Origin of the sequence: Limnospira platensis NIES-39 (assembly GCF_026000695.1) — a bacterium.
Taxonomy (GTDB): domain Bacteria; phylum Cyanobacteriota; class Cyanobacteriia; order Cyanobacteriales; family Microcoleaceae; genus Limnospira; species Limnospira platensis.
Genome location: NZ_AP026945.1, coordinates 923,667 through 944,427, shown reverse-complemented (window position 1 = coordinate 944,427; position 20,761 = coordinate 923,667). Strand labels below are relative to the sequence as shown.

At 44.5% G+C, this 20,761-nt stretch carries 12 protein-coding genes; 10 read left to right on the top strand and 2 right to left on the bottom strand.

All coding sequences use genetic code 11. The annotated features are described in order from the left end of the window. Positions 1-490: 490 nt before the first annotated feature. Complete coding sequence (locus N39L_RS04960; RefSeq protein WP_006617332.1) at positions 491-1,183, bottom strand: response regulator transcription factor; 693 nt, start codon at positions 1,181-1,183, stop codon at positions 491-493. 90 nt (positions 1,184-1,273) lie between these two features. Here N39L_RS04960 and N39L_RS04955 point away from each other — a divergent pair, with 90 nt between their 5' ends. The 10 genes from N39L_RS04955 to N39L_RS04910 all read left to right on the top strand — a co-directional run bounded on the left by N39L_RS04955 (position 1,274) and on the right by N39L_RS04910 (position 19,681). Beyond that, positions 1,274-2,293 (top strand): ABC transporter ATP-binding protein, encoded by a 1,020-nt coding sequence (locus N39L_RS04955; RefSeq protein ID WP_006617331.1) that lies wholly within the window; start codon positions 1,274-1,276, stop codon positions 2,291-2,293. A 38-nt stretch (positions 2,294-2,331) separates the two neighbouring features. Next, entirely contained in the window at positions 2,332-3,201 is an 870-nt protein-coding gene (locus N39L_RS04950; RefSeq protein WP_006617330.1) for an ABC transporter permease, read from the top strand. An 84-nt stretch (positions 3,202-3,285) separates the two neighbouring features. Further along, on the top strand, positions 3,286-3,639 hold the full coding sequence (locus tag N39L_RS04945) for a hypothetical protein (protein ID WP_014274479.1): 354 nt from the start codon (positions 3,286-3,288) through the stop codon (positions 3,637-3,639). 804 nt (positions 3,640-4,443) lie between these two features. Next, positions 4,444-5,451 (top strand): calcium-binding protein, encoded by a 1,008-nt coding sequence (locus N39L_RS04940; RefSeq protein ID WP_014274478.1) that lies wholly within the window; start codon positions 4,444-4,446, stop codon positions 5,449-5,451. A gap of 227 nt (positions 5,452-5,678) precedes the next feature. Further along, positions 5,679-10,736: a tetratricopeptide repeat protein gene (locus tag N39L_RS04935; protein WP_231852097.1), complete on the top strand. Its 5,058-nt coding sequence runs from the start codon at positions 5,679-5,681 to the stop codon at positions 10,734-10,736. Positions 10,737-11,073: 337 nt separating this feature from the next. Next, positions 11,074-14,349, top strand: coding sequence for a tetratricopeptide repeat protein (locus N39L_RS04930; protein WP_050856761.1), 3,276 nt, complete (start codon positions 11,074-11,076; stop codon positions 14,347-14,349). 60 nt (positions 14,350-14,409) lie between these two features. Next, on the top strand, positions 14,410-15,699 hold the full coding sequence (locus N39L_RS04925) for a glycosyltransferase (protein WP_014274475.1): 1,290 nt from the start codon (positions 14,410-14,412) through the stop codon (positions 15,697-15,699). After that, on the top strand, positions 15,686-18,367 hold the full coding sequence (locus N39L_RS04920; RefSeq protein WP_043468032.1) for a class I SAM-dependent methyltransferase: 2,682 nt from the start codon (positions 15,686-15,688) through the stop codon (positions 18,365-18,367). Before N39L_RS04925 ends, N39L_RS04920 begins: the two co-directional genes overlap by 14 nt. Positions 18,368-18,378: 11 nt before the next feature. Beyond that, positions 18,379-19,002, top strand: a complete 624-nt coding sequence (locus N39L_RS04915) for a class I SAM-dependent methyltransferase (protein WP_081471135.1) — start codon at positions 18,379-18,381, stop codon at positions 19,000-19,002. A 34-nt stretch (positions 19,003-19,036) separates the two neighbouring features. Then, on the top strand, positions 19,037-19,681 hold the full coding sequence (locus N39L_RS04910; RefSeq protein ID WP_014274472.1) for a class I SAM-dependent methyltransferase: 645 nt from the start codon (positions 19,037-19,039) through the stop codon (positions 19,679-19,681). A gap of 111 nt (positions 19,682-19,792) precedes the next feature. Here N39L_RS04910 and N39L_RS04905 read toward each other — a convergent pair whose 3' ends face one another. Continuing rightward, positions 19,793-20,758 carry a glycoside hydrolase family protein gene (locus N39L_RS04905; protein ID WP_014274471.1) on the bottom strand — a complete coding sequence of 322 codons (966 nt, stop codon included), beginning with the start codon at positions 20,756-20,758 and terminating at the stop codon, positions 19,793-19,795. Positions 20,759-20,761 lie beyond the last annotated feature (3 nt).

Sequence of the window (20,761 nt, the reverse complement as noted above, 5' to 3'; positions counted from 1 at the left end):
GATGGGTTGTAGTCCAACTTCTGAGCAATGGTAACAGATGGCCTCCTCTCAATATACAGATAGTTCCAGAACGACAAGTTGACATGGTGTAATATACCATTAGATCGGTTTTATGTGATCTTGAGCTGGGGTTGGTCGCCAAGGAACTTGGCTGATCAGCAATCCGAGGGTTTCCGGTTTGTACCCCTCATTATAAGGGTATTGTTTAAGATATCCATGAAGTCTTGGTCAGAAAATTATTAATCTACAAAAGTGCGATCGCTTTACCATAGGAAAACCCACACAAAACCCAGAACCAAAGGATTTTATGCGTAGGGAATTAACGGCTAATTTGAGCTTGGACACACCCTAAAGATTATCAAACGAAACTGGAAGTTGGATTAATTTTAGTTAACCCCTCAACAATCTGAATCGACCAAAACAGTTATAAACAAGATGATCGCTCCAGATCAATTGTTCCCCCCAAAATGGCAGATCATATCAACCACTGTCAAATGTGAGGGGAGGAAGCGGGGGAAGTAGATAACCGATAGCCCATACCTCTAACCGTTTCAATGCGATCGCTTCCTAATTTTTTCCGTAGATAGCCCACATAGACATCAACGATATTAGAGCCTGGGTCATAATCATAACCCCAAACCTGATCAAGTAACTGTTCTCGACTAAGTACCTGTTCCGGGTGACGCAGAAAAGTTTCCAATAGCAGAAATTCCTTAGCGGAAAGTTGGACAGTGCGATCGGCCACTTGTACCTCACGAGTGTACAAATTCAAGCAGACATTAGCGGTGGAGAGAGTCTTATTATCATCAGCCGGTTTACCTGTTTGGTTGCGGAGTCTAGCGCGGACTCTAGCCAGCAATTCAGCGAAGCGAAAGGGTTTAGTCACATAATCATCAGCCCCCGCCTCCAGACCCGCCACCTTGTCGCTGAGGTCATCCCTAGCGGTGAGGATGATAATGGGTAAAGTTTCCCCCTGACCACGCAATTCTTTTAAAATCTGGAAACCATCGCGGTCAGGGAGTCCCAGGTCTAGGATCAGCAAATCAAAATTCTGGCCGCCCGCCTGATCTAAAACATCTTGTCCACTATTGGCGATCGCAGTAGTAAAACCACTAGCCCGCAGTCCCTTTTCCAAAAAAGCAGCTATCCGGGGTTCATCTTCAGCAATCAAAATCCGGCTCATGGTACAAGGCCTTTAGTTTACTAACTAACACGGGCGACTGTTAAAATGTTGAGCAATGTAAATATGGGCAGCACCTAGCTTAATTGTGACATGACTCCTGCCGTTCTTATCCAAAATCTCCAAAAACGTTACGGCTCAGTAGAAGCCGTCAAAGATATTTCCTTAGAAATTCAGCCTGGGGAAATTTTTGGCTTGCTTGGTCCTAACGGCGCAGGTAAGACCACGACCCTGCGATCGCTGTGTACATTAATCACTCCCGACGCTGGAAAGTTAGCCGTTTCGGGAATTTCAGTTCTCGATCAGCCCAAATTAGCTAGACAGCGCCTTGGCTATGTAGCCCAGGAAGTAGCCATTGATAAGGTTCTCACAGGTCGGGAACTGTTGCAACTACAAGCCTCCTTGTACCATATCCCCCGTCCTCGCATCAAAGAGCGCATTGAAACCGTGTCCAATTTGCTAGGATTAGGGGAATGGATTGATCAAAAAACCGGGACTTATTCTGGGGGTATTCGTAAGCGCCTAGATCTGGCTTCTGGACTCCTGCATCAACCGGATGTTTTGGTACTCGACGAGCCCACTGTTGGGTTAGATATTGAAAGTCGGGTAGTAGTGTGGGATTTCCTGCGACAATTGCGAGAACAAGGTATCACAGTGTTGATTACCAGCCATTATTTAGAGGAAATAGATGTTTTAGCCGATCGCGTCTCCATCATTGATAAAGGGGTAGTAATTGCTACCGGAACCCCCTCAGAACTTAAAGACAGAGTAGGAGGCGATCGCATTACCCTAAAAATTAGGGAGTTTTCCCCATTACCAGAAGCCGAAGCCGCCAAAGCCCTATTGGAGCCCCTCCCCTGTGTCCAAGAGGTAATCATCAATCAGGCTCAGGGAAATTCTCTGAACCTAGTAGTTGCATCCCAAAATGATGCCCTATTTACCATTCAACAAGCCCTTAAAGATGCTGGCTTACCCACCTTTGGGATAGCACAATCTCGCCCTAGTTTAGATGATGTCTATTTAGCGGCTACAGGTCAAACTCTAATGGATGCAGAAATGGCCGCCGTCGCCACTCGCGACCCGAAAGCGGAGAAAAAGCGCAATATGCGTTAACTTGTCTAAAATCAACCGTTAATGGAGACTTGTAAACCATGAGTAGTACCAGCATTAATCAGTTATCCAATACTGAAATTAGACCGGAAAAATCCAATGATATCGCCGATTTTATTCAGGAAACAGCGGCTTTAACCCGTCGTTTATTTATTCAATTGAAGCGACGACCATCAACTTTAATAGCCGGAGTAATTCAGCCATTAATGTGGCTAATTCTCTTCGGTGCATTATTCCAAAATGCTCCCAAAGGATTATTTGGAGAAACTGATAATTATGGTCAATTTTTGGGGGCAGGAGTTATGGTATTTACCGCCTTTGCGGGGGCTTTAAATGCCGGATTGCCGGTGATGTTTGACCGAGAATTTGGGTTCCTTAATCGCCTACTGGTAGCACCTTTGGCTTCCCGATTTTCCATTGTTTTGGCTTCGGCAATTTATATCGTCACCCTCAGCTTTATTCAAACTGCAGCGATTGTCGCTGTGGCGGCATTTATCGGGGCAGGATTGCCAGGAATTGCGGGATTAGCAGTGATTGCTCTGGTGGTGTTATTATTGGTTTTGGGGGTAACGGGTTTAAGTTTAGGTCTGGCTTTTGCCCTCCCTGGTCACATTGAACTAATTGCGGTGATTTTTGTGACTAATTTACCGCTATTATTTGCCAGCACCGCCTTAGCGCCTCTGTCATTTATGCCTCGGTGGTTACAGGTGGTGGCTACCCTGAATCCATTAAGTTATGCGATCGAGCCAATTCGCTATCTTTATATCCATGAGAGTTGGTCTTTCGGTAGTGTGGTGATGGTGGCTCCTTTTGGTGATATAACTTTTGGGGTGGCTTTGGTGGTATTGTTGGCGTTTGCGATCGCCTCGTTATTAATCATTCAACCCCTCTTACGCCGTCGGTTCGCTTGATACTCCCACGAATTTCTAAATTGCCATACCTCTTCTGTACAGGAGAGGTATGATTACAGTAGTTGTTTGAATCTGATAGCCACTATGAAATTAACACCTTTGAAACTTACCCTAGGTTTGAGTATTTCGGCGATCGCTACTTTCGGGTTCGGGTCTGCGGTTATGGCTGCACCTGAATTAATCGCCCAAGCCACCATTAATCCCCTGCAAGATTTTGATAGTCGTAATAGCACTACCGACTCCTCTAATACCCTTAATCAGCGGACATTGTTCGATATTCTCCACAGTGTCCAGCAAGGTCGGTTTGATATGAATGGGGAATTCATCCAAAATCAACAAAATCAAAATATCCAAGATGCGGCGGCGGAATTTCGCCAAAGACAACGCCAGGCGATCGAACTTCAACCCAGCCTAGAACCGGCGGCGGAAGTTGAGTAAATACCATAAAACCGATGGGGGAGGGGGCAGCGAGAATTAATTGCCATATTTAGTGATTAATTTGATGCCATTCTCCCCGCGTAAATTATACATCAAAAATCATCTTTTATCAATACCTTTACACTAACTTAACATAGTCGAGCCATTCTTTACTGTAGCTTGACATAAACGACTCAACTATTTTGATATTGTAACAGGATAAAATAGAACTGGTATGGACTGATACATAATAGTTAAACCGGAACAACTGTCAGGATTATCGGTCAAAGAACCTGAATCAGATGTCATCGCTATATTGCCAATAGATAATGTAACTGTTAGACTGATTTTGTCAGCGGCCAATCACTCGGATGATTGAGAAGGGTCGGGGGATTAGTTGCGATCGCTGATTTAGGTTCCAGGGAATCCCGGAGAATCTAATCGCTAAATATATCGGGTGTTTGAGCAGTATTATAGTTGCTTATATCACTGTGCTATATTGCCAGTAGATAATGTAACTGTTAGACTGATTTTGTCAGCGGCCAATCACTCGGATGATTGAGAAGGGTCGGGGGATTAGTTGCGATCGCTGATTTAGGTTCCAGGGAATCCCGGAGACTCTAATCGCTAAATATATCGGGTGTTTGAGCAGTATTATAGTTGCTTATATCACTGTGTTACGTTTTTGAGTACAACCGTGAATCTACCAGGAATGAATTACCATGACCGCCGAATTAATACCTAATCCCACACAGCCCCACAGCAGCAGGCCTAAGCAGGCCTAATCCCAATGCGATCGATGGTGGCTTAATCATCGAAGGGTTTATGAACCAGGAAAACCGCTTTGTGGGTACTGAAGGTAGTGATTTGATCATTGGTGGGAACCTGAATGATGCGATCGCGGGTGGCAAGGGTAACGATATCATCTATGGTGGCAAGGGTGAGGACTGCCTATTTGGAGGTCTAGGAGATGACCTCATCTACGGAGGTAAAGGCAACGATACCATTTTTGGAGAAGAAGGCAATAACACCCTATTTGGAGATGAGGGAGATGACCTCGTTTATGGTGGTTCAGGAGACGATCGCATCTATGGGGGTAAAGGTAACGATACAATCTACGCTGGAGAAGGCAATAATACCCTATTTGGTAACGAGGGAGAAGACCTGATTTTTGGTGGTAAGGGTGATGACATCATCCACGGAGGTCAGGGAGATGATACCATCTACGGCGGGGAAGGTAATAATATCCTGTCTGGAGATAAGGGTGATGACCTAATTTATGGTGGTATTGGTAACGATACCATTTACGGTGTCGAAGGTAATAACACCGTGTTTGGTGGGCCGGGAAATAACCTGATCTTTGGTGGTAAGGGTGATGATGTTATCCATAGTGGTAGAGGGGATAATACCGTTTATGGTGGTCAGGGGAACGATCGCATTTTTGCCGAGAAAGGTAATGACCTTCTGACGGGGGGTAAAGGATCTGATACCTTTAGCCTGGTTTCTGGTGACCCCGATAAGGAGTCCTTCAGTATTCAAGAGTTGTTTGGACTCGACACCATCACAGATTTTACTGTGGGTGAAGATCGCATCGAATTAGATGCGGATATTTTTGATATGTTGGGAGGGGCGGGAAACCTAGCTGATAGTGAGTTTACCACAATTGCTAACTTTGATCCGAACAATCCCACCAATACGGGAGGGGCTAACCTGGTTTATAACTCTACCAGTGGCGTTTTATATTACATTGACGGCAATGGACAAGCGATTCCGATTCTGCATTTAGGAGAAGGCTTAGATGACCTCGACTCCGACAGCTTCGATTTAATCTAGTGGTTGAGTAGGTGGTAGATCGGGAGACTTTTCTTAACCTAAATTCCGATGTTTTTGACAATATATTAAGATTTGTGAAATTTGACCGGATAATAGTCGAGGTTGTTTTAGCCTAGATGGTGAGGGATATTTTGAGAAATTGGTAATGATAGATTATGGCTGTAAATTCGACTTATTATTAATGGGTAAAAAGTGACGATGTATACAGAAAAAATACATGAATGATGATGGTTAGCAACCAGTCGATAAACCAACCATCCCCAGCGGCTCAAGCCCTAGCCGAGCGAGGTTTATTGTGTCAGGAGCAGAAAGATTATGGCAAGGCGGTAGATTGGTATAGAAGGGCGTTAGAGGTTTATTTTCAGTGGCCGGAGGTACATTATAATCTAGGATTTGTCTTAGAAAAATTGGGATATATAGAGGAGGCGATCGCCTCTTACCGTCAAGGGATAATCCACAAGCCGAACTACACGAACGCCTATTATAACTTAGGATTAATCCTACAAAAGCAAGGGCGAGAAATGGAAGCGATCGCCGCCTATCAAAACGCCATTTATCTGGAACCGGAAACCCCCATGGCTTATAGTAATTTAGGGGGTATTTTAGTAGGAAGGGGGGAATATAAAACCGCCTTAGAGATTCTCGGAACCGCCCTGAAGAAATGGCCCCAGACTGCCAGCCTCCATAATAACCTAGGCCGATCGCTATTAGGAAAACAGGATTGGGATAGGGCGATCGCCGCCTTTTTAAAAGCCGTACAACTGCAACCGGACAGTGCCATAATTCAACATAACCTAGGGAAAGCGCTGCAACAACAGGGAAGCCATATAGCCGCCCTAGACTGCTTCCAAAAAGTGTTAATCCTAGCGCCAGAGTTTCCGGGTATCCATAGTGATTTAGCTTGGTCACTGATGGAATTAGCAGATTTTCCAGAAGCGATCGCCCATTTAAAAGAAGCCATTAAAGGGCAGGAATTCCTGTTAACCGCCTATATAACCGAAAGTGAAAAGCAAGCCGTTGATGGCAGTTTAGGGGAAGCCCAAAAAGCCTGCGCCCAGCTACTACAAGCACTGAATCAAAACGACATATCCGTAAGTGTGATCACACTAGCCCAAACCTACTTTCACTTAGGTCAAGCCCTAGCAGAATACCAGAACTTTGGTTCCGCCGAACAATACTATCAAAAAACCCTAAAACTGCAACCGGACTTCACCGCCGCCCATTTGGCTTGGGGAGATATTCTGAGGGAACAGGGTCGCCTGAAAGAAGCCCAAAAACATTATAATCAGAGTTTAGAACTATTAACAGCCGAACCGGAAACCAGCCCACCCCTATCTCAACCCATTCCGTCAATACCAGAGTTACCGGCTGCTGACCCCGACCTACCAGCCTGTCAAGGATTAGACTGCTATCCTTGCCTACAGCCTATTATAGAAAACTTTGCCCCCCAACAGTTAGGCAGCCATCAATACAAATTGAAACCCCCAGCGCCTTTACCTTTATGCAACCCCACCGGAAAGGTGACAATTTTACCCCAGGGGCGGGCGATTGTTGATCCGCGTCGCAATTGGTGGAAAGTCTGTAACGCCACCGCCATAATTAACGCGGAAGGGGAGATGCTGCCACAATTTTCCCGATTTTATCCGACTCCCTTACCAGGTTGCCGTAACCATGACCCTCGCCGCCACCCGATTTTGGCGAAGGATGGACTGACAGAAGCAGAGGCGATCGCCGGAACTGTTGCGGTAGTATCAGGAATATCGGGTAGTGTTTACTTTCATTGGATGGTTGATGTACTGCCGCGATTAGAAATTTTGCGACAGGCTGGCTACAATTGGCAGGATATCGATCGCATTGTAGTCAACAGTATCCGTCACCCCTTCCAACGAGAAACCCTGCAACGGTTAGGTATACCAGAATCGCAAATAGTCGAAAGCGACATTCACCCCCATATCCAAGCAGATCAGCTTTTAGTGCCTGATTTTGCCGGACCCGTAGGCTATCCACCACCCTGGGTGTTAGCTTGGCATCGTCGGACTTGGCTACAGGAGGACACCCTAGGCGTTAACCTGAACTCAGAGGGCTTTCTGGAACTCTCCGACACACAGAAATCCAAATTAGGTCAAAAAACACCAAAGCTCATCTATATCAGCCGTCATAGCGCCAAATATCGGCGGTTGTTAAATGAAGAAGCGATCGCCGCCCTATTGCAGCAGCGGGGATTTATTACCATCAGCCCAGAAACCCTATCTGTCGCAGAACAGGCTCAAGTATTTTCCCAAGCAGAAGTGATTGTAGCATCCCACGGTAGCGGGTTAACCAATTTAATCTTCTGTCAGCCTGAAACGACGATAATTGAACTGATGTCTCCCCACTACATTAGGCCTTACTTTTGGGGGTTAAGTCGGCAACTGGGACTCCATCACTACTACATCACCGGAGAAGCGTTAGACTGCTATCCTCTCCGACAACTGATGTATCCTACAGCCTTAACAGAAGATATCTGGATTAACCCACAGACCTTGCTACAGTTGCTAGACTCTGTACTCACCACCGATACAGCCAGCCTTCCGACTCCTAGCCAGAAACATGATCTCACCCAGCCATCAATGTCCAAGGTTCCTATGATCAATTTTCCCAATTTGAGCGAAACCGCCCTAGCCGCCGGGTTTCAGAAACAAGCTGAATTTCATCTCCAAAGTGGTGACATTCATGCCGCCATGGCTGCTTGTGAACAAGCCCTCAACCATGACCCTAATTCTGCTGTCACCTGTCAGTTATTGGGTAAAGTTTGGCAACAGCGGGGAGATGAATATTGGTCACAATATTGGTATCAAAGGGCGCAGACTCTTGGTTACAGGGAATCTGTGGTTGAAAGGAAAGACCCGCCCCCGCCCCCGCCCCAACCTGAAAGCGCAAGTCAGGAGAAACTAGAGATTCCTCAAACTATAGCGGAGCCACTATCGGATATGGTGGCACAGGTGGAAGCGAATTTGCAGGAAAAACAATTTCAGCAGGCTTTGAGTCTGTGTCAGCAGGTTTTGGCATTAGACCCAGAGACGGCGAATATTTACGCCTTGTTGGGTAAGGCTTTGTTGGGGATGAAACGATTACCGGAGGCGGTGGCGGCTTTTGAAAAGGCGGTGCAGTTAAACCCGGAAGATGCGACAATTCACACGAATTTGGGTAGTCTCGCGGCGAGAATGCAAGGCTGGGAACAGGCGATAAAATGCTATGAAAGGGCGATCGCTCTCCAGCCAGACTTGGTAGCTGCTCATCGGAATTTGGGTAAAGTGTGGCATAAGCTGGGAAAACCTCAGCAAGCTGTGAGTTGTCGATATCAGGCTTTGATTTTGCAGCCAGAAGAGGGGGAAGTCTCCGAGTTTTTGGCGGTGGGTAATAGCCTTTTACAAAGTGGCAGACTCCAGGAGGCTGAGGTTTGTTATCGTCAGGTGGTCAGGCGATCGCCGCACGATTCCCAAGCCTATCACAATTTGGGGGAGGTTCTGTCGGCTCAAGGTTTGTGGTCGGAAGCGGAAGCCGCCTATCGGCGCGCGGTGGAGTTGCAACCGGACTCTTTTGAGTCTCGCAACAGTTTGGGACAAGCACTGGTGGCTCAGGAAAAGTGGGATGATGCGATCGCCTGTTATGGGCGCGCCCTCGAACAAAATCCCCGCCTGTTGATGGCTTTGGAAAATCTGTCTAAGGCTTTACGCCATAGTAACAAAAGCCTACCTCCTAGTCAGGCGCGGGTGTTGAGTTTAATTGCTGGGGGACAAATACCGGAAGAGTTGCCACCGCCAGGGGGTGGGGCTTTTGCGCCGCCTGATGTCGATGTCGCTTTGGAAAGGGCCACGGAGTTATATCAGCAAAAGCGCTATCAGGCTTGTGTCCAGCAATGTCAGCAGGTGGTGCAGTGGCGACCGAGGGAAGCCAGAGCATATGGTATCTGGGGGAGGGCTCTGGTGGGTTTGGGGGAATATGGTAAAGCCCTACGCTGCTATCGAAAGGCGATCGCTTTGGAACCGAAAAATGGCCTATGGCATCAGGAGTTGGGGGAATTGTGTCTGCAACAGCGACGCTACCCAGAGGCGATCGTCAGCTTACAGGAAGCTGTGAAGTTAAAACCCCATCCCCGCATTTATCGGAGTTTAGCCAGCGCCTGGGGGTCTTTGGGTAAAGAGGCTGAGGCTTTGGACTGTTTGTTTGAAGCTATCCAGGCAAAACCGGAACTAGCTTCCCTGGGGGAATGTTTGAATTTGGCTCAGGGGTTATGGCGTAGGGGACAAAAAACTCAGGCGATCGCTTGTTATCAGGTGGCTGTTACTACCCACCCCCACAGTGCTAAAGCTCATCAACAGTTAGCCGAAGCCCTCTATGATTTGGGACGACAGGGAGAAGCGATGACCTATTATCGCCTTTGCTTTGAGTTAGCGGAACGTCGGGAACCGACACCCCCCCGACCAATTCAGCCACAACGACCTTGGTGGGAGCGTTTTCCTGGTTTCAGTTGGCTGGGAGGGCACCGCAGGAGGCTTGCCCCTACTCCCATAGGGGAAGATTATAAATCTCAGTTACCTACTTCTCACCACCAGATTTTACCGTCTCCACCCATGGCAGTTTTGCCCCCAGTGCAATCTGTTAGTTCCCCGGTAGTAGACAGCCAGAAACCTCCTCAGCGGCGGGTAGAAGAACCTGTAACCCGGCAAAATCACATCCCTATAGGGGGGGTGGCTTCTGCACCACCACCGGGTCAGCCAGCCTGGGAAGAGGCGATCGCCGCAGCGGGGGCGGAAAATTGGCAGGGCTGTGTTGATATTTGCCGTCACCTTCTCGATAGGGAACCTGAACGCCTGGAGGTGTTGCAGCTATTAGCCCAGGCTTTGGAAGCGTTGGAGCAATGGTCTGATGCGGCTGGGGTTTACCAAAAGGCGGTGGCTTTGGCTCCTGATGATGGGGAAATGTGGGTGCATTTGGGGGATGTTTCTGTAGTGATGCAGGCTTGGTCAGAGGCGATCGTCGCTTATCAAAGGGCAGTGGCTCTGGTGCCGGATTGGGTCTCGGTTTGGGAGGTGTTGGGGGACCTGGAGTTGGAGCGAGAAAATTGGTCGGAGGCGGCGGGGATTTATGGCCGGGTGCTGGAGTTGAATCCGGGGAATTGGGAGGTGTATCAGAAGTTGGGTGATGCTCTGCAGGGTTGGGGACGGGTGGATGAGGCGATCGAAGCGTTTAAAAAATCTAAGGAGTACGCCTACCAGGAAACCGAAAACAATGATAATGGATAAGGGGATATATTTAGGATATATAATTTTGGAGATATTCCCAGTAACTACAAATTGAAAATCGATAAAATCGGTTTTTTTTTAATTTAACAAAAACTCTCAAGATACTAACATCAAAAAACATCAAACTATCACAATCTCAAGTTATGAGTGATTTAGTATGACTGTGATCAACATCAATTTTGGGTTTTTGCCTTGCACTTTTAGATGAGCGTCGTCTATACTGAATTAGGCGAGACTGGGAAAGCCAAGTTGCATCAGCAATAGTTCCCCAACCAAGCCTTACTAGGGTAACACCAACAAATCCTGTCCTATAGCGACTAGAGAGAGCATCCCCCTTATGTCTATTAAGTCTCCTCAATTCCTGATCACACAGAGTCGGCGCAGAAACACTAGACCCCTACAGCAACATAGGACAGTGGCAGAAATTCACTGGAAGTTGGGTATAGCCCTAGCGCTGCGAGAAGATTGGCAACCGGCGGCGATTGAATTACGAAAAGCGATCGCTTTAGACAAGGACTGGCTGGAACCCCAACGAGAGTTAGGTAGGGTTTTGGTGCAGTTGGAAGCCTGGGATGAGGCGGTTGAGGTGTTGGGTGGGGTGGCGGCACAGTCGCCGGAGGACAGTCAAACTCGGCACCTGTTGGGGGATGCACTGTCGAAGTTGGAACAATGGTCAGAGGCGGCCCAGGCTTATCAAAATGCGATCGCTCTTAACCCGGAGTTCTCTTGGTCTCATAATAACTTGGGGGATGCTCTGTTAAAACTGGAGCGATGGAATGAGGCGGCCCAGGCTTATCAAAATGCGATCGGTCTGAAGGATGATTTTGGATGGTCTCACTACAATTTGGGTGAGGCGTTGTCGAAGTTGCAGCGGTGGGATGAGGCGATTAAGGCTTATAAAGATGCGATCGCTCTTGAGCCGGAGTTCTTTTGGTCTCATAATAACTTAGGGGATGCTCTGTTACAGTTGGAGCGATGGGATGAGGCGGCCCAGGCTTATCAAAATGCGATCGGTCTGAAGGATGATTTTGGATGGTCTCACTACAATTTGGGTGAGGCGTTGTCGAAGTTGCAGCGGTGGGATGAGGCGATTAAGGCTTATAAAGATGCGATCGAAATTAAGTCTGATTTGCCTTGTATCCATGAAAAATTAGGGGATGCACTCCGATATCAAGTTCCCCCAAATCTCGAAGAAATTTCTCAGGCTTATGAGCAGGCTATTCAAGCCAATCCCCAGGACTTACAAATTTATTACAGGGCTTTAGAAGCTAATCCTAAAGATGCCAAAATTTCCTTAATGTTAGCAGATGCTTTTAGAAGTCAAGGTCAATTAGATAAAGCAGTTACGTTTTATAAAAGCACTTTGAAAATCGAACCCCACAATGCTGAAATCCATATCAAACTGGGAGACATACTTTTGATTAAAGGACGGTTTACCGAAGCTGTGGGTTATTTGCAGCAGGCGGCGGATTTTCAGGGTGATGACCCCCAATTGCAGTTGGGTTTGGGGGTGGCTTTGGTGGAGGCGGGAACAGACCTACACCGGGCTGAGGCGAGTTTGCGCCGGACTCTGGAGTTACAACCTGACCAGGGGGAAGCCTATTTTTATTTGGGGAAACTCGAAGGGCTACGGGGGCGCTGGGATGAAGCCCTGGCTATGTATCGTCGCAGTTGGGAAATAAATCCCCAGGTGGGTGAGTGGGGTTTGGCTTTGGCGGAGGCTTTGGAGAAGTTGGGGCGGTGGTCGGAAGCCGTAGACCAGTATCGCCAAGTGGTCCTAGAGTTGGGAGAGTCCGGGGAGGCTTCCTTGGGTTTAGGACGGGCCCTGGTGCAGTTGGAACGTCCGGTTGAGGCCGTGGTGGAGTTGCGTCGGGCCGTCAAGTTGGGGGTTGATAGGCCGGAGGTGCATCGGCTTTGGGCTGGGGTGCTGGTGGAGTTGGGACGCTGGCCAGATGTGGTAGAGCAGTGGCAGTGGCTGCTGGAGCGGTATCCGGGGGCGGCGGATATCCGGCGACGGTTGGCGTTGGCTTTGATGGGGTTGGGACGCTGGCCGGAAGCGGCGGCGCAATGGGGAGAATATTGGCGGGTGGCTCCGGGGTCGGGTCGGGGTTCAGTTGTGGATTTTCGGCCAGAGTTGAGGACCTATGGGGAAATTGACCACAGTCAGGAGTTGAGTATTACGGGGGATTTGACGGTCGAGTTTTGGCTGTATTTGCGACGGTGGCCGGAGGGTTGGACGGAGATTATCTCTAAGTTTGTCAGCGACGGGCAGAATGAGTTCTGCTTTCGGTTAAAGGATGGCCAGAGGGCTCAGTGGTATTTTGGCAAGGGGGAGGCTTCTGCTAAACCGGTTGACTGGGTTCCCCAAGAGGATATGAGGCTCCATGAGTGGGTTCATGTGGCTTGTGTGCGGAAGGTGGGGGAATACGGGCGGATTTATTTTGATGGGGTCCTCCGGCGAGAGGCGGATTGGAGCGGGGAGCCGGAGGCTGTGGGGACTGAGGCGACGGTGCGGTTGATGGCTCATTCTGATGGGAAGCGCTTTAATGATGGCAAGTTGTCTGAGTTGCGGATTTGGAATCGTGCCCGGAGTGCTGATGATATTCGCCAGGGGATGTATGAGGCTTTGACGGGAGATGAACCGGGGCTGGTGGGGGTTTGGCATGGCTCCGATGAAGGGGTTTTGGTGGATGCGGTGGGTCATCATCAGGGGCGATCGGTGATGGCGGATGCTGGGAAGGAGCGCCTGCGGGTGGGGGTCTGTGGTTGGGAGTTGTCCCACAATGCTGCGGGGCGTGCCTATACTTTGGGGCAGTTGTATGGGGGTTGGGCTGAGGTGGAGTTGATTGGCTGTCTGTTTCCTCGGTACGGGGGGCAGGTGTGGGAGCCGATTCGGGGAACCCAGATTCCTTGTCATACGGTGACGGTGGCGGATGAGGGGCGGTTTGTGGAGCAGGCTTTGGGTCTGGTTTTGGCGCATCCCTATGAGGTGGTGCATCTGTCGAAGCCTCGGATACCGAATATAGTTTTGGGGCTTTTGTATAAGCTGGTCTGGGGTGCGCGGGTGATTGTGGATATTGATGATGAGGAGTTGGCTTTTGTTAAGGCATCAGAACCTGTAAATTGGCGGGAGTTGCCTCCTTTGAGAGATTTGGACAGTCAGGAGTGGACTGAAATCGCGGCGGGTCTGGCGCAGGAGTTTGATAAGGTTCGGGAGTTGGATGGGGCTGAGACTGGGGAGTTGTTGGAGGATCTGGTGGCTGAGGTGTTGGCGGTGCCGGGTTGTGGGGTGTCGCGGGGGTTGGGTTTGTTGTTGCAGGGGTTGCCTGCTGTGGAGTCGGTTAAGTCGGCGTTGGTGGATGGAAAAAAGGTAGAAACGACAATGAATGACTATTATAGCTTGACTTATATTACTAACCATCAATTGAGTGTTTACGATGAAGAGATGGTAGGTGAGAACATTAAAGTTGAGTTTTTGCAACAGGAAAAAAACCTACTGTTGATACAATTGCACCAGCTTGAGGAAGAGCTAGAAGAATATCATTTTCAATACCAAGCAATAATCAATGATACATTATTTAAAAATTATAAACTATCTAAAATACCAGTATGATTTAATAGTTGATAAAATCTCAATATAAATACGTTACTTTATCTAAATAAATATTCTGTTATGGATAATAAACTCATCAAACAAGCTAGATCTGAATTCTGGAAAAGAAATTATAGCCTTGCCGCAGACTTATACAAAAATTGTTTGGATGTATATCCACAAATGTGGTGGCTTGAACTTGAAAAGATTAGATGCCATCGCCAAGAGGGATTTCCAGATAAATTATTGATTTCTGATTCAACCAATACCCAGCTAATTTTTACTCCAGACTATCAGGCTAATAATTATCAAAAAATTATGTATTCAGATTGCGAGAAAAATAACATCTTTTTCAAAGGTCTTAATTATCATGATGTGCTTCTTCTTTTCGATGATTTTTTTCATAATCCCGGGAGAATAATATTTCATCAGCATTGGCTCGGGGAAATTTACAAGGGAAAGAATAACGATGAGTTATCTATCGCAACTACACACCACTATTTTAACTGTTTACAATGTTTGAGAGCTTTCGGTGGAAAAGTAATTTGGACTGTACACAATCTTTTTGATCACGATCTATCAGCCTCAGAAGTTGAACTCAATAAAATTTGCTTGAGTCGTATGTGTTCAGCTTCAGATATAATTTTAATTCATTTTCCAGATTTGTTGTATGATTTGGAGTCTATAACCGGAAAGAAGCTTTCCAACAAAGTGAAAATATTAAAACATCCAATTTATGATTCAATGGAAAAAGTTGGAGCTGTTATGCCACATGAAATCCAAAATTTGCCATTATTAGATAATTTTATATTTTTGTGTTTTGGAATGCTCCGTCCTTATAAGGGTGCAATGGAATTGATTCAGTGTTTCCTACAACAAATTGAAAGTTCTAAGATGCAAAACTCACTTCTTATATTAGCAGGAAAAATATATGATCAAGAATTAAATGATTTCTTAAAAAAGAATAATGAGAAAATTAAAGCCCGGATAGCTATTATTAATAGACGATTGTCAGATCAAGAATTGGCTTATTTATGTTGCTGTGCTAGCGTTGCTGTGCTTCCATATAGAAATATTACAACTTCTGGTAGTTACTACCAAGCTACAACATTTGCTTTGCCATCTATTGTCCCAGAGGTTGGTATGTTTAAAACGGAGGTTGTTGATGGACACACGGGTATTAAATATTCCAAACAGGAAGAACTTGGGACAGCTTTACTTAGAGCATATAAAATGGGTTCTAAGAATTTGAAGATCATGGGAAAACAGGCATTAGATTCTTGTAGCGGGCAAGAGGAAGAAAACTTCTCTAAGGAATTTTATAACTTAATTAATTCTTTGTTATTGGAGAATCATAATGGCTCAAATTGAACTTTCTTTTTGCATTCCCTTAATGAATCGCTTTGAAGATATTAAAGCAACTCTTCCAAAAAATTTGGAAGATAATCGTGGCAGCATTGGTCGAGTTGAGTTTATTTTGGTCTGTTTTGATTCCGATGATTTAGTTGAAAAATGGGTTAAAAACAATTTTAACAATGATATTGAGTCAGGATTTCTTTGTTTTTATCGATCATCAGAGTTAGATATATGGCACTTTGGCCGTGCTAAAAACTCCTTTAAAAATATCATTAATGGTCGTATTTATGCGAGTCTGGATGGTGATAACTACACAGGTTTTAAAGGTGGAGAACACATCATCAACGTTTTTCAGACGCACGAGTATAATTGTATTTTTCACCAGTTTCAAGGCGACTGGGGTGACGGAACCTGTGGGAGAGTTTCCTTTAAGATGGAAGATTATATTGAGATAGGCTACGATAATGACCTTTTACCTCGACAGTGGGATGAGCTAGATGCCATGTTAAGTATAATGGTTAAGCATCCGGAACGGAAATATGTATGTTATCAAGGAAAAAGTATTATCGACAAAAGCTTTCCTTTTAGAAGATTTGTAACAGAAAATGCTTTGTCGCCTGTAGTAGTTGAAATTAACGAAAAGCTAAATCCCTTGCATGGAAGGATTCAATGCCAGTCACTGGGACTCCATAAGACTAACTATGTAGACGAGGACGCAAAGCTGAAGTATTCTAACATTTTTAATCACCTCAGTTCGTTTTTTAAAAATACATATTCTGAAAATCTTAGAAATCAGTATGTACTTGAACTGCAAGACATTCAGCGCACTATGATAGAAGTTATCGAACCAATAATCTTGGAAAAATGGACACTGAGGAGGCAAGACAATAATGGATTGGTAAAGATCAACGAAAATGATATGATTCTTTTGAGTTGTGTCAAAGATGAACCTGACCTTAAAGATTGGTACAACTATTACAAAGATCTGGGAGTGACAAAGTTTTTTATGGTTGACGATTACTCAGCTCATCCTGTAAAACATGATCTTGAGTACGATGATGTCTATATATGGTATCCAATTGTGGGAAGGTTTAGATATGCGAAGGTTTTTTGGCTTGAGATATTGCTAAGTTGTTACTGTCGGGGAAATTGGTGTATAACTGTTGATAGCGATGAGTATATTTCGCTACCCGATTTTCCCGACAACCCTGAAAAGGAAGGTCAATCAGTATTACGCCGATATATAGATGTCGGAATGAACAAGGGGATTGAGTATTTTGCTGGGTTTATTTTAGATGTTTTTCCAGGGCTGAATAACTTTGGTAGGATGGTATATCATCTTGACAAGTGTGATTTTACTAACTATCAGTATCGACCACCAACGCTCACGGAAATGTATAAGCAGTCAAACACTGTTCGTTGGAGTTATGGTGAAAACTACACTTGGGTTTATCAAATAGATATTCGATACCGTCTTAACCGAGGTTTTGACTCTTTGCGAAAGTTCCCAGTATTTAAGTACCATGCTGAAATTCATTTAAACCAGGGATTTCACGATCTAATTATTGGCGGTGATAAACGAAATTCTAGTGAGCTAAACAGATCAGATATTATACCCATTATTCATTATAAACTTAGAGGTTTACTATTACAGAAGATCACCGGTCTACAGAAAGATCCTCGGGCATATCATCAGGAAACATCAAGAAATTTAAACCGCATAATTGATCGCATAGAATCTTGTATTTTGAAAGCGATGATTTCACCTTTTTCGCACAAATATCTGGGTTATAATTTGATGCCAATCCCTAACTGTCAAGAAATTCTTATCCAGAGTGGAGACAAAGATATGATGCTATCCGATATAGAATGTGTGGATAGAACGACACAAAAAATTGTGTATGTAAAATCTGATTGCCAGCCTTACTTAAAAGGATACTATATATTTGGTCGGTCTTTTTTAGAGGTTATCAACTGGATAAGACAAGTCACGCCATTCAGTCAGGTGAAAAGCTTGAATCAGGTTTCTGCTCTGCTAAGTAAGGAGACAAATATGGATGATTTTATGAATTACCTAAATAATGTTCCGAAACTTCACACATGGGATGGTGGGGTTACATGGACTACAGGGGGATTTAACTCAGACCAATTAAACGAGATTTATATATTCTTGAAAAATCATGGTGATGGTCTTCATTTCATAGAAACGGGTGCAGGTAATTCAACGTTACTGTTTTCTTTTTTAAACCCAACTAAAGTTGTATCAATAGCACCCGATCAGGAATTGTTTGATCGAATCCTAAGATGTATGCAAGCTTATCACTTGGATTCAAGCAAATTACAGATGATCAAAGATTTTTCAGAATGGGCTTTACCTAAGCTCGCGGAAAGTAGCAAGATCAAGCCCATATTTGATGTATGCTTTATCGATGGCGATCACAATTACCCCAGCGTCTTCCTAGACTTTTTCTATATGAATTATATGATGAAACAAGGGGGGATTTTGTTTGTTGACGATCTACAAATATATTCATGCAACCAGCTTTCCGAATTTTTGCTGCATGAAAGGGATTTTCAATTGGTTTTTGATATAGGAAAATTGAGGGCTTATCAAAGAACGTCCGAAAGAAGAGTTCTTTCCGGGTGGAAGTCCGGCTATAATTTAAAAATGATGAATAAATAAAGGAGTAAAATATGGATAATAGATGCCTGACTGGTATGGAGGTTTCTTTCCCTGATACTGAAATCGAAAGATTGAAAAGGAGGACTTGGATCTTGAGTTATGCTCCCCAGCAGGCTGTGGGGGCTGAACTAGGCGTGTTCAGAGGTCACTTTTCGGAACAAATATTAAGTATTACAGAACCTTCAAAGTTATATTTAGTTGATCCCTGGCGGTTGCTGGGTGAAAAATTTAATTGGAGAGAACCTAATTCGGAATATTTGGGGCATGGTAAATTAACCACCGAGTATGCGCTTGAGGATACCAAGAGGCGTATTCAGCCATATCGAGACAAATCTCAGGTTATATTTGTAGAAGATTACTGTGAGCGGTTTCTGAATTCTGTAAATGAGGAATTAGACTTTGTATATTTAGATACGACTCATGTATATTTATCGACTCTAAACGAATTACAACTTATCGATCAAGTCTTGTCGAGCCGTGGCTTAATCTTAGGAGATGATTGGTGGCCAAATCCACAGTCGGTTCATCATGGTGTATTCCGTGCAGTTAATGATTTTGTCAAGTCCCATGATTATCAGATAGTTGCTTGTGGAATTGGTAATCAGTGGTGTATTAGGCGAAATCCAATGTATTGACTATTTCATTACTTAATTCATTGGGAGTAATTTTATGATTGAGAAGATAGGTTCATCTGGATATGAAGCCTTGTCAACACCGGACTCTGTTGTTTTAAAAATTTTGGATAACTTGACATTATCTGGCGCAAAAAAGAGTCTTACATATTACGAAATTGGTGTCGGCATAGGTGTTACAACTTTAGAAGTGGCAAAAAGACTTAATAATTCTGGGACTATTATTCTATTTAGTTTGGAAAGGGAAGTGTCTGAATTGGCTTCAGATCTAGCAAAACTTGGATTTACCAATATTGACTCTTCATGGGGATCACCGTCTAGAACATATTCTGGATATCATTTTCAATTGGCTCAGGGTTTTGTTGCGGGTTTACTAAAACCATTTGATCTTGCTTATATCGATGGAGGTCATGTATTTCATCTAGATGCTCCCGCCGCTTGCGTTTTAAAAGAGCTTTGCAAACCAGGTGGTTATATGCTTTTCGATGACTGGTATTGGTCCATTGCAAAATCACCAAGTTTGAATCCATCTGTCAAGCCAGATATCTTGTTAAAATATGATGACGAGCAAATTAAGGTCTGTCATGTGCAGCTTGTTTGCAAGGTAGTTATGGACACGGATTCTCGCTTTGAGTTTTTGGGAGTCGAGCAAGGTACAGCAGTTTATAGGAGATATGTTTGACTAAACTAGAGCTTATCAAGAGCGATTAAGCTATATTTTTAAAAATGGAAGGATATAAAAGAATGCCATGTTTTATTATCTTTTAATATATAAAGTTAATGATAAAAGCTATTATAATTTTGATATTAACTGCTTTAGAAAAGCTGACTTTGCTTTGATTAAAGTAAGAATAATTGATTTTAACTCTGCAACAGCAATACCTGACTCTCCGGCAATTGAATACAAAAGGTAGGATTTATTATCTTCTTGATAAACAGCCGGATCTCTTAACTGTCTGACTCTCCCCTTAGCCGCCCCACTTTGTGAAGGCTGAATTGGTAAATCTACCCCTTCATAATCTTGTTCTGGCTTTAAAATTAGGATAGGTTCAGATGGTATCCAAGAAGTCCAGTCTTGGGTTAGATCTACATAGCTCATTAAGATAGACTCAGGGGTATCTCCAATTTGAGAATAAAATACAATTAATGTGTCTTCTTTTAACAAAACAGCCGCGTGTCTCATGTTGGGAATAAAATCTACTCCTCTCTCAAAAGGGGTTACACCATCTTTTGAGCGTAGAATCACACCGCCAATATTTTTATTTTTAGCGATCGCATAATACCATCCATCATATTGAAACACCCTCATATAAAATGGCCCTAATACCTCTGGAGATACAGCCCAATGTAAACCATCTTTAGAGATTGTCAAAAAAGTTACCTGACCTTGCCATGGATGAACACCATGAAAATACATCCGAATTTCACGATTTTGATGATCCACATGAACATCTGGAGAAGCAATATGATTGACGCATACCGTTTGATCTATTTGATCGATGTGCAGTGTGCCTGGACTATAAACCGTCCATGAATCTTCAATATCATTAGAATAGGCTAAACGAATAAATTTGCCACTGTGATGAGCAAAGTAAAGATAGTAACGACCCAAAGGATTTTCAATCCAATCAGGAACCCGAATCAGCGAAGGGCCATTAATATTAGCTCCTAGTTCACCTTCTAACCCAGGTAAATTTGGATATAAAATTGGGTTGTTGGGTAATCGTAATGCTTGTAACTTTAATGAAGTATCACTCATAAA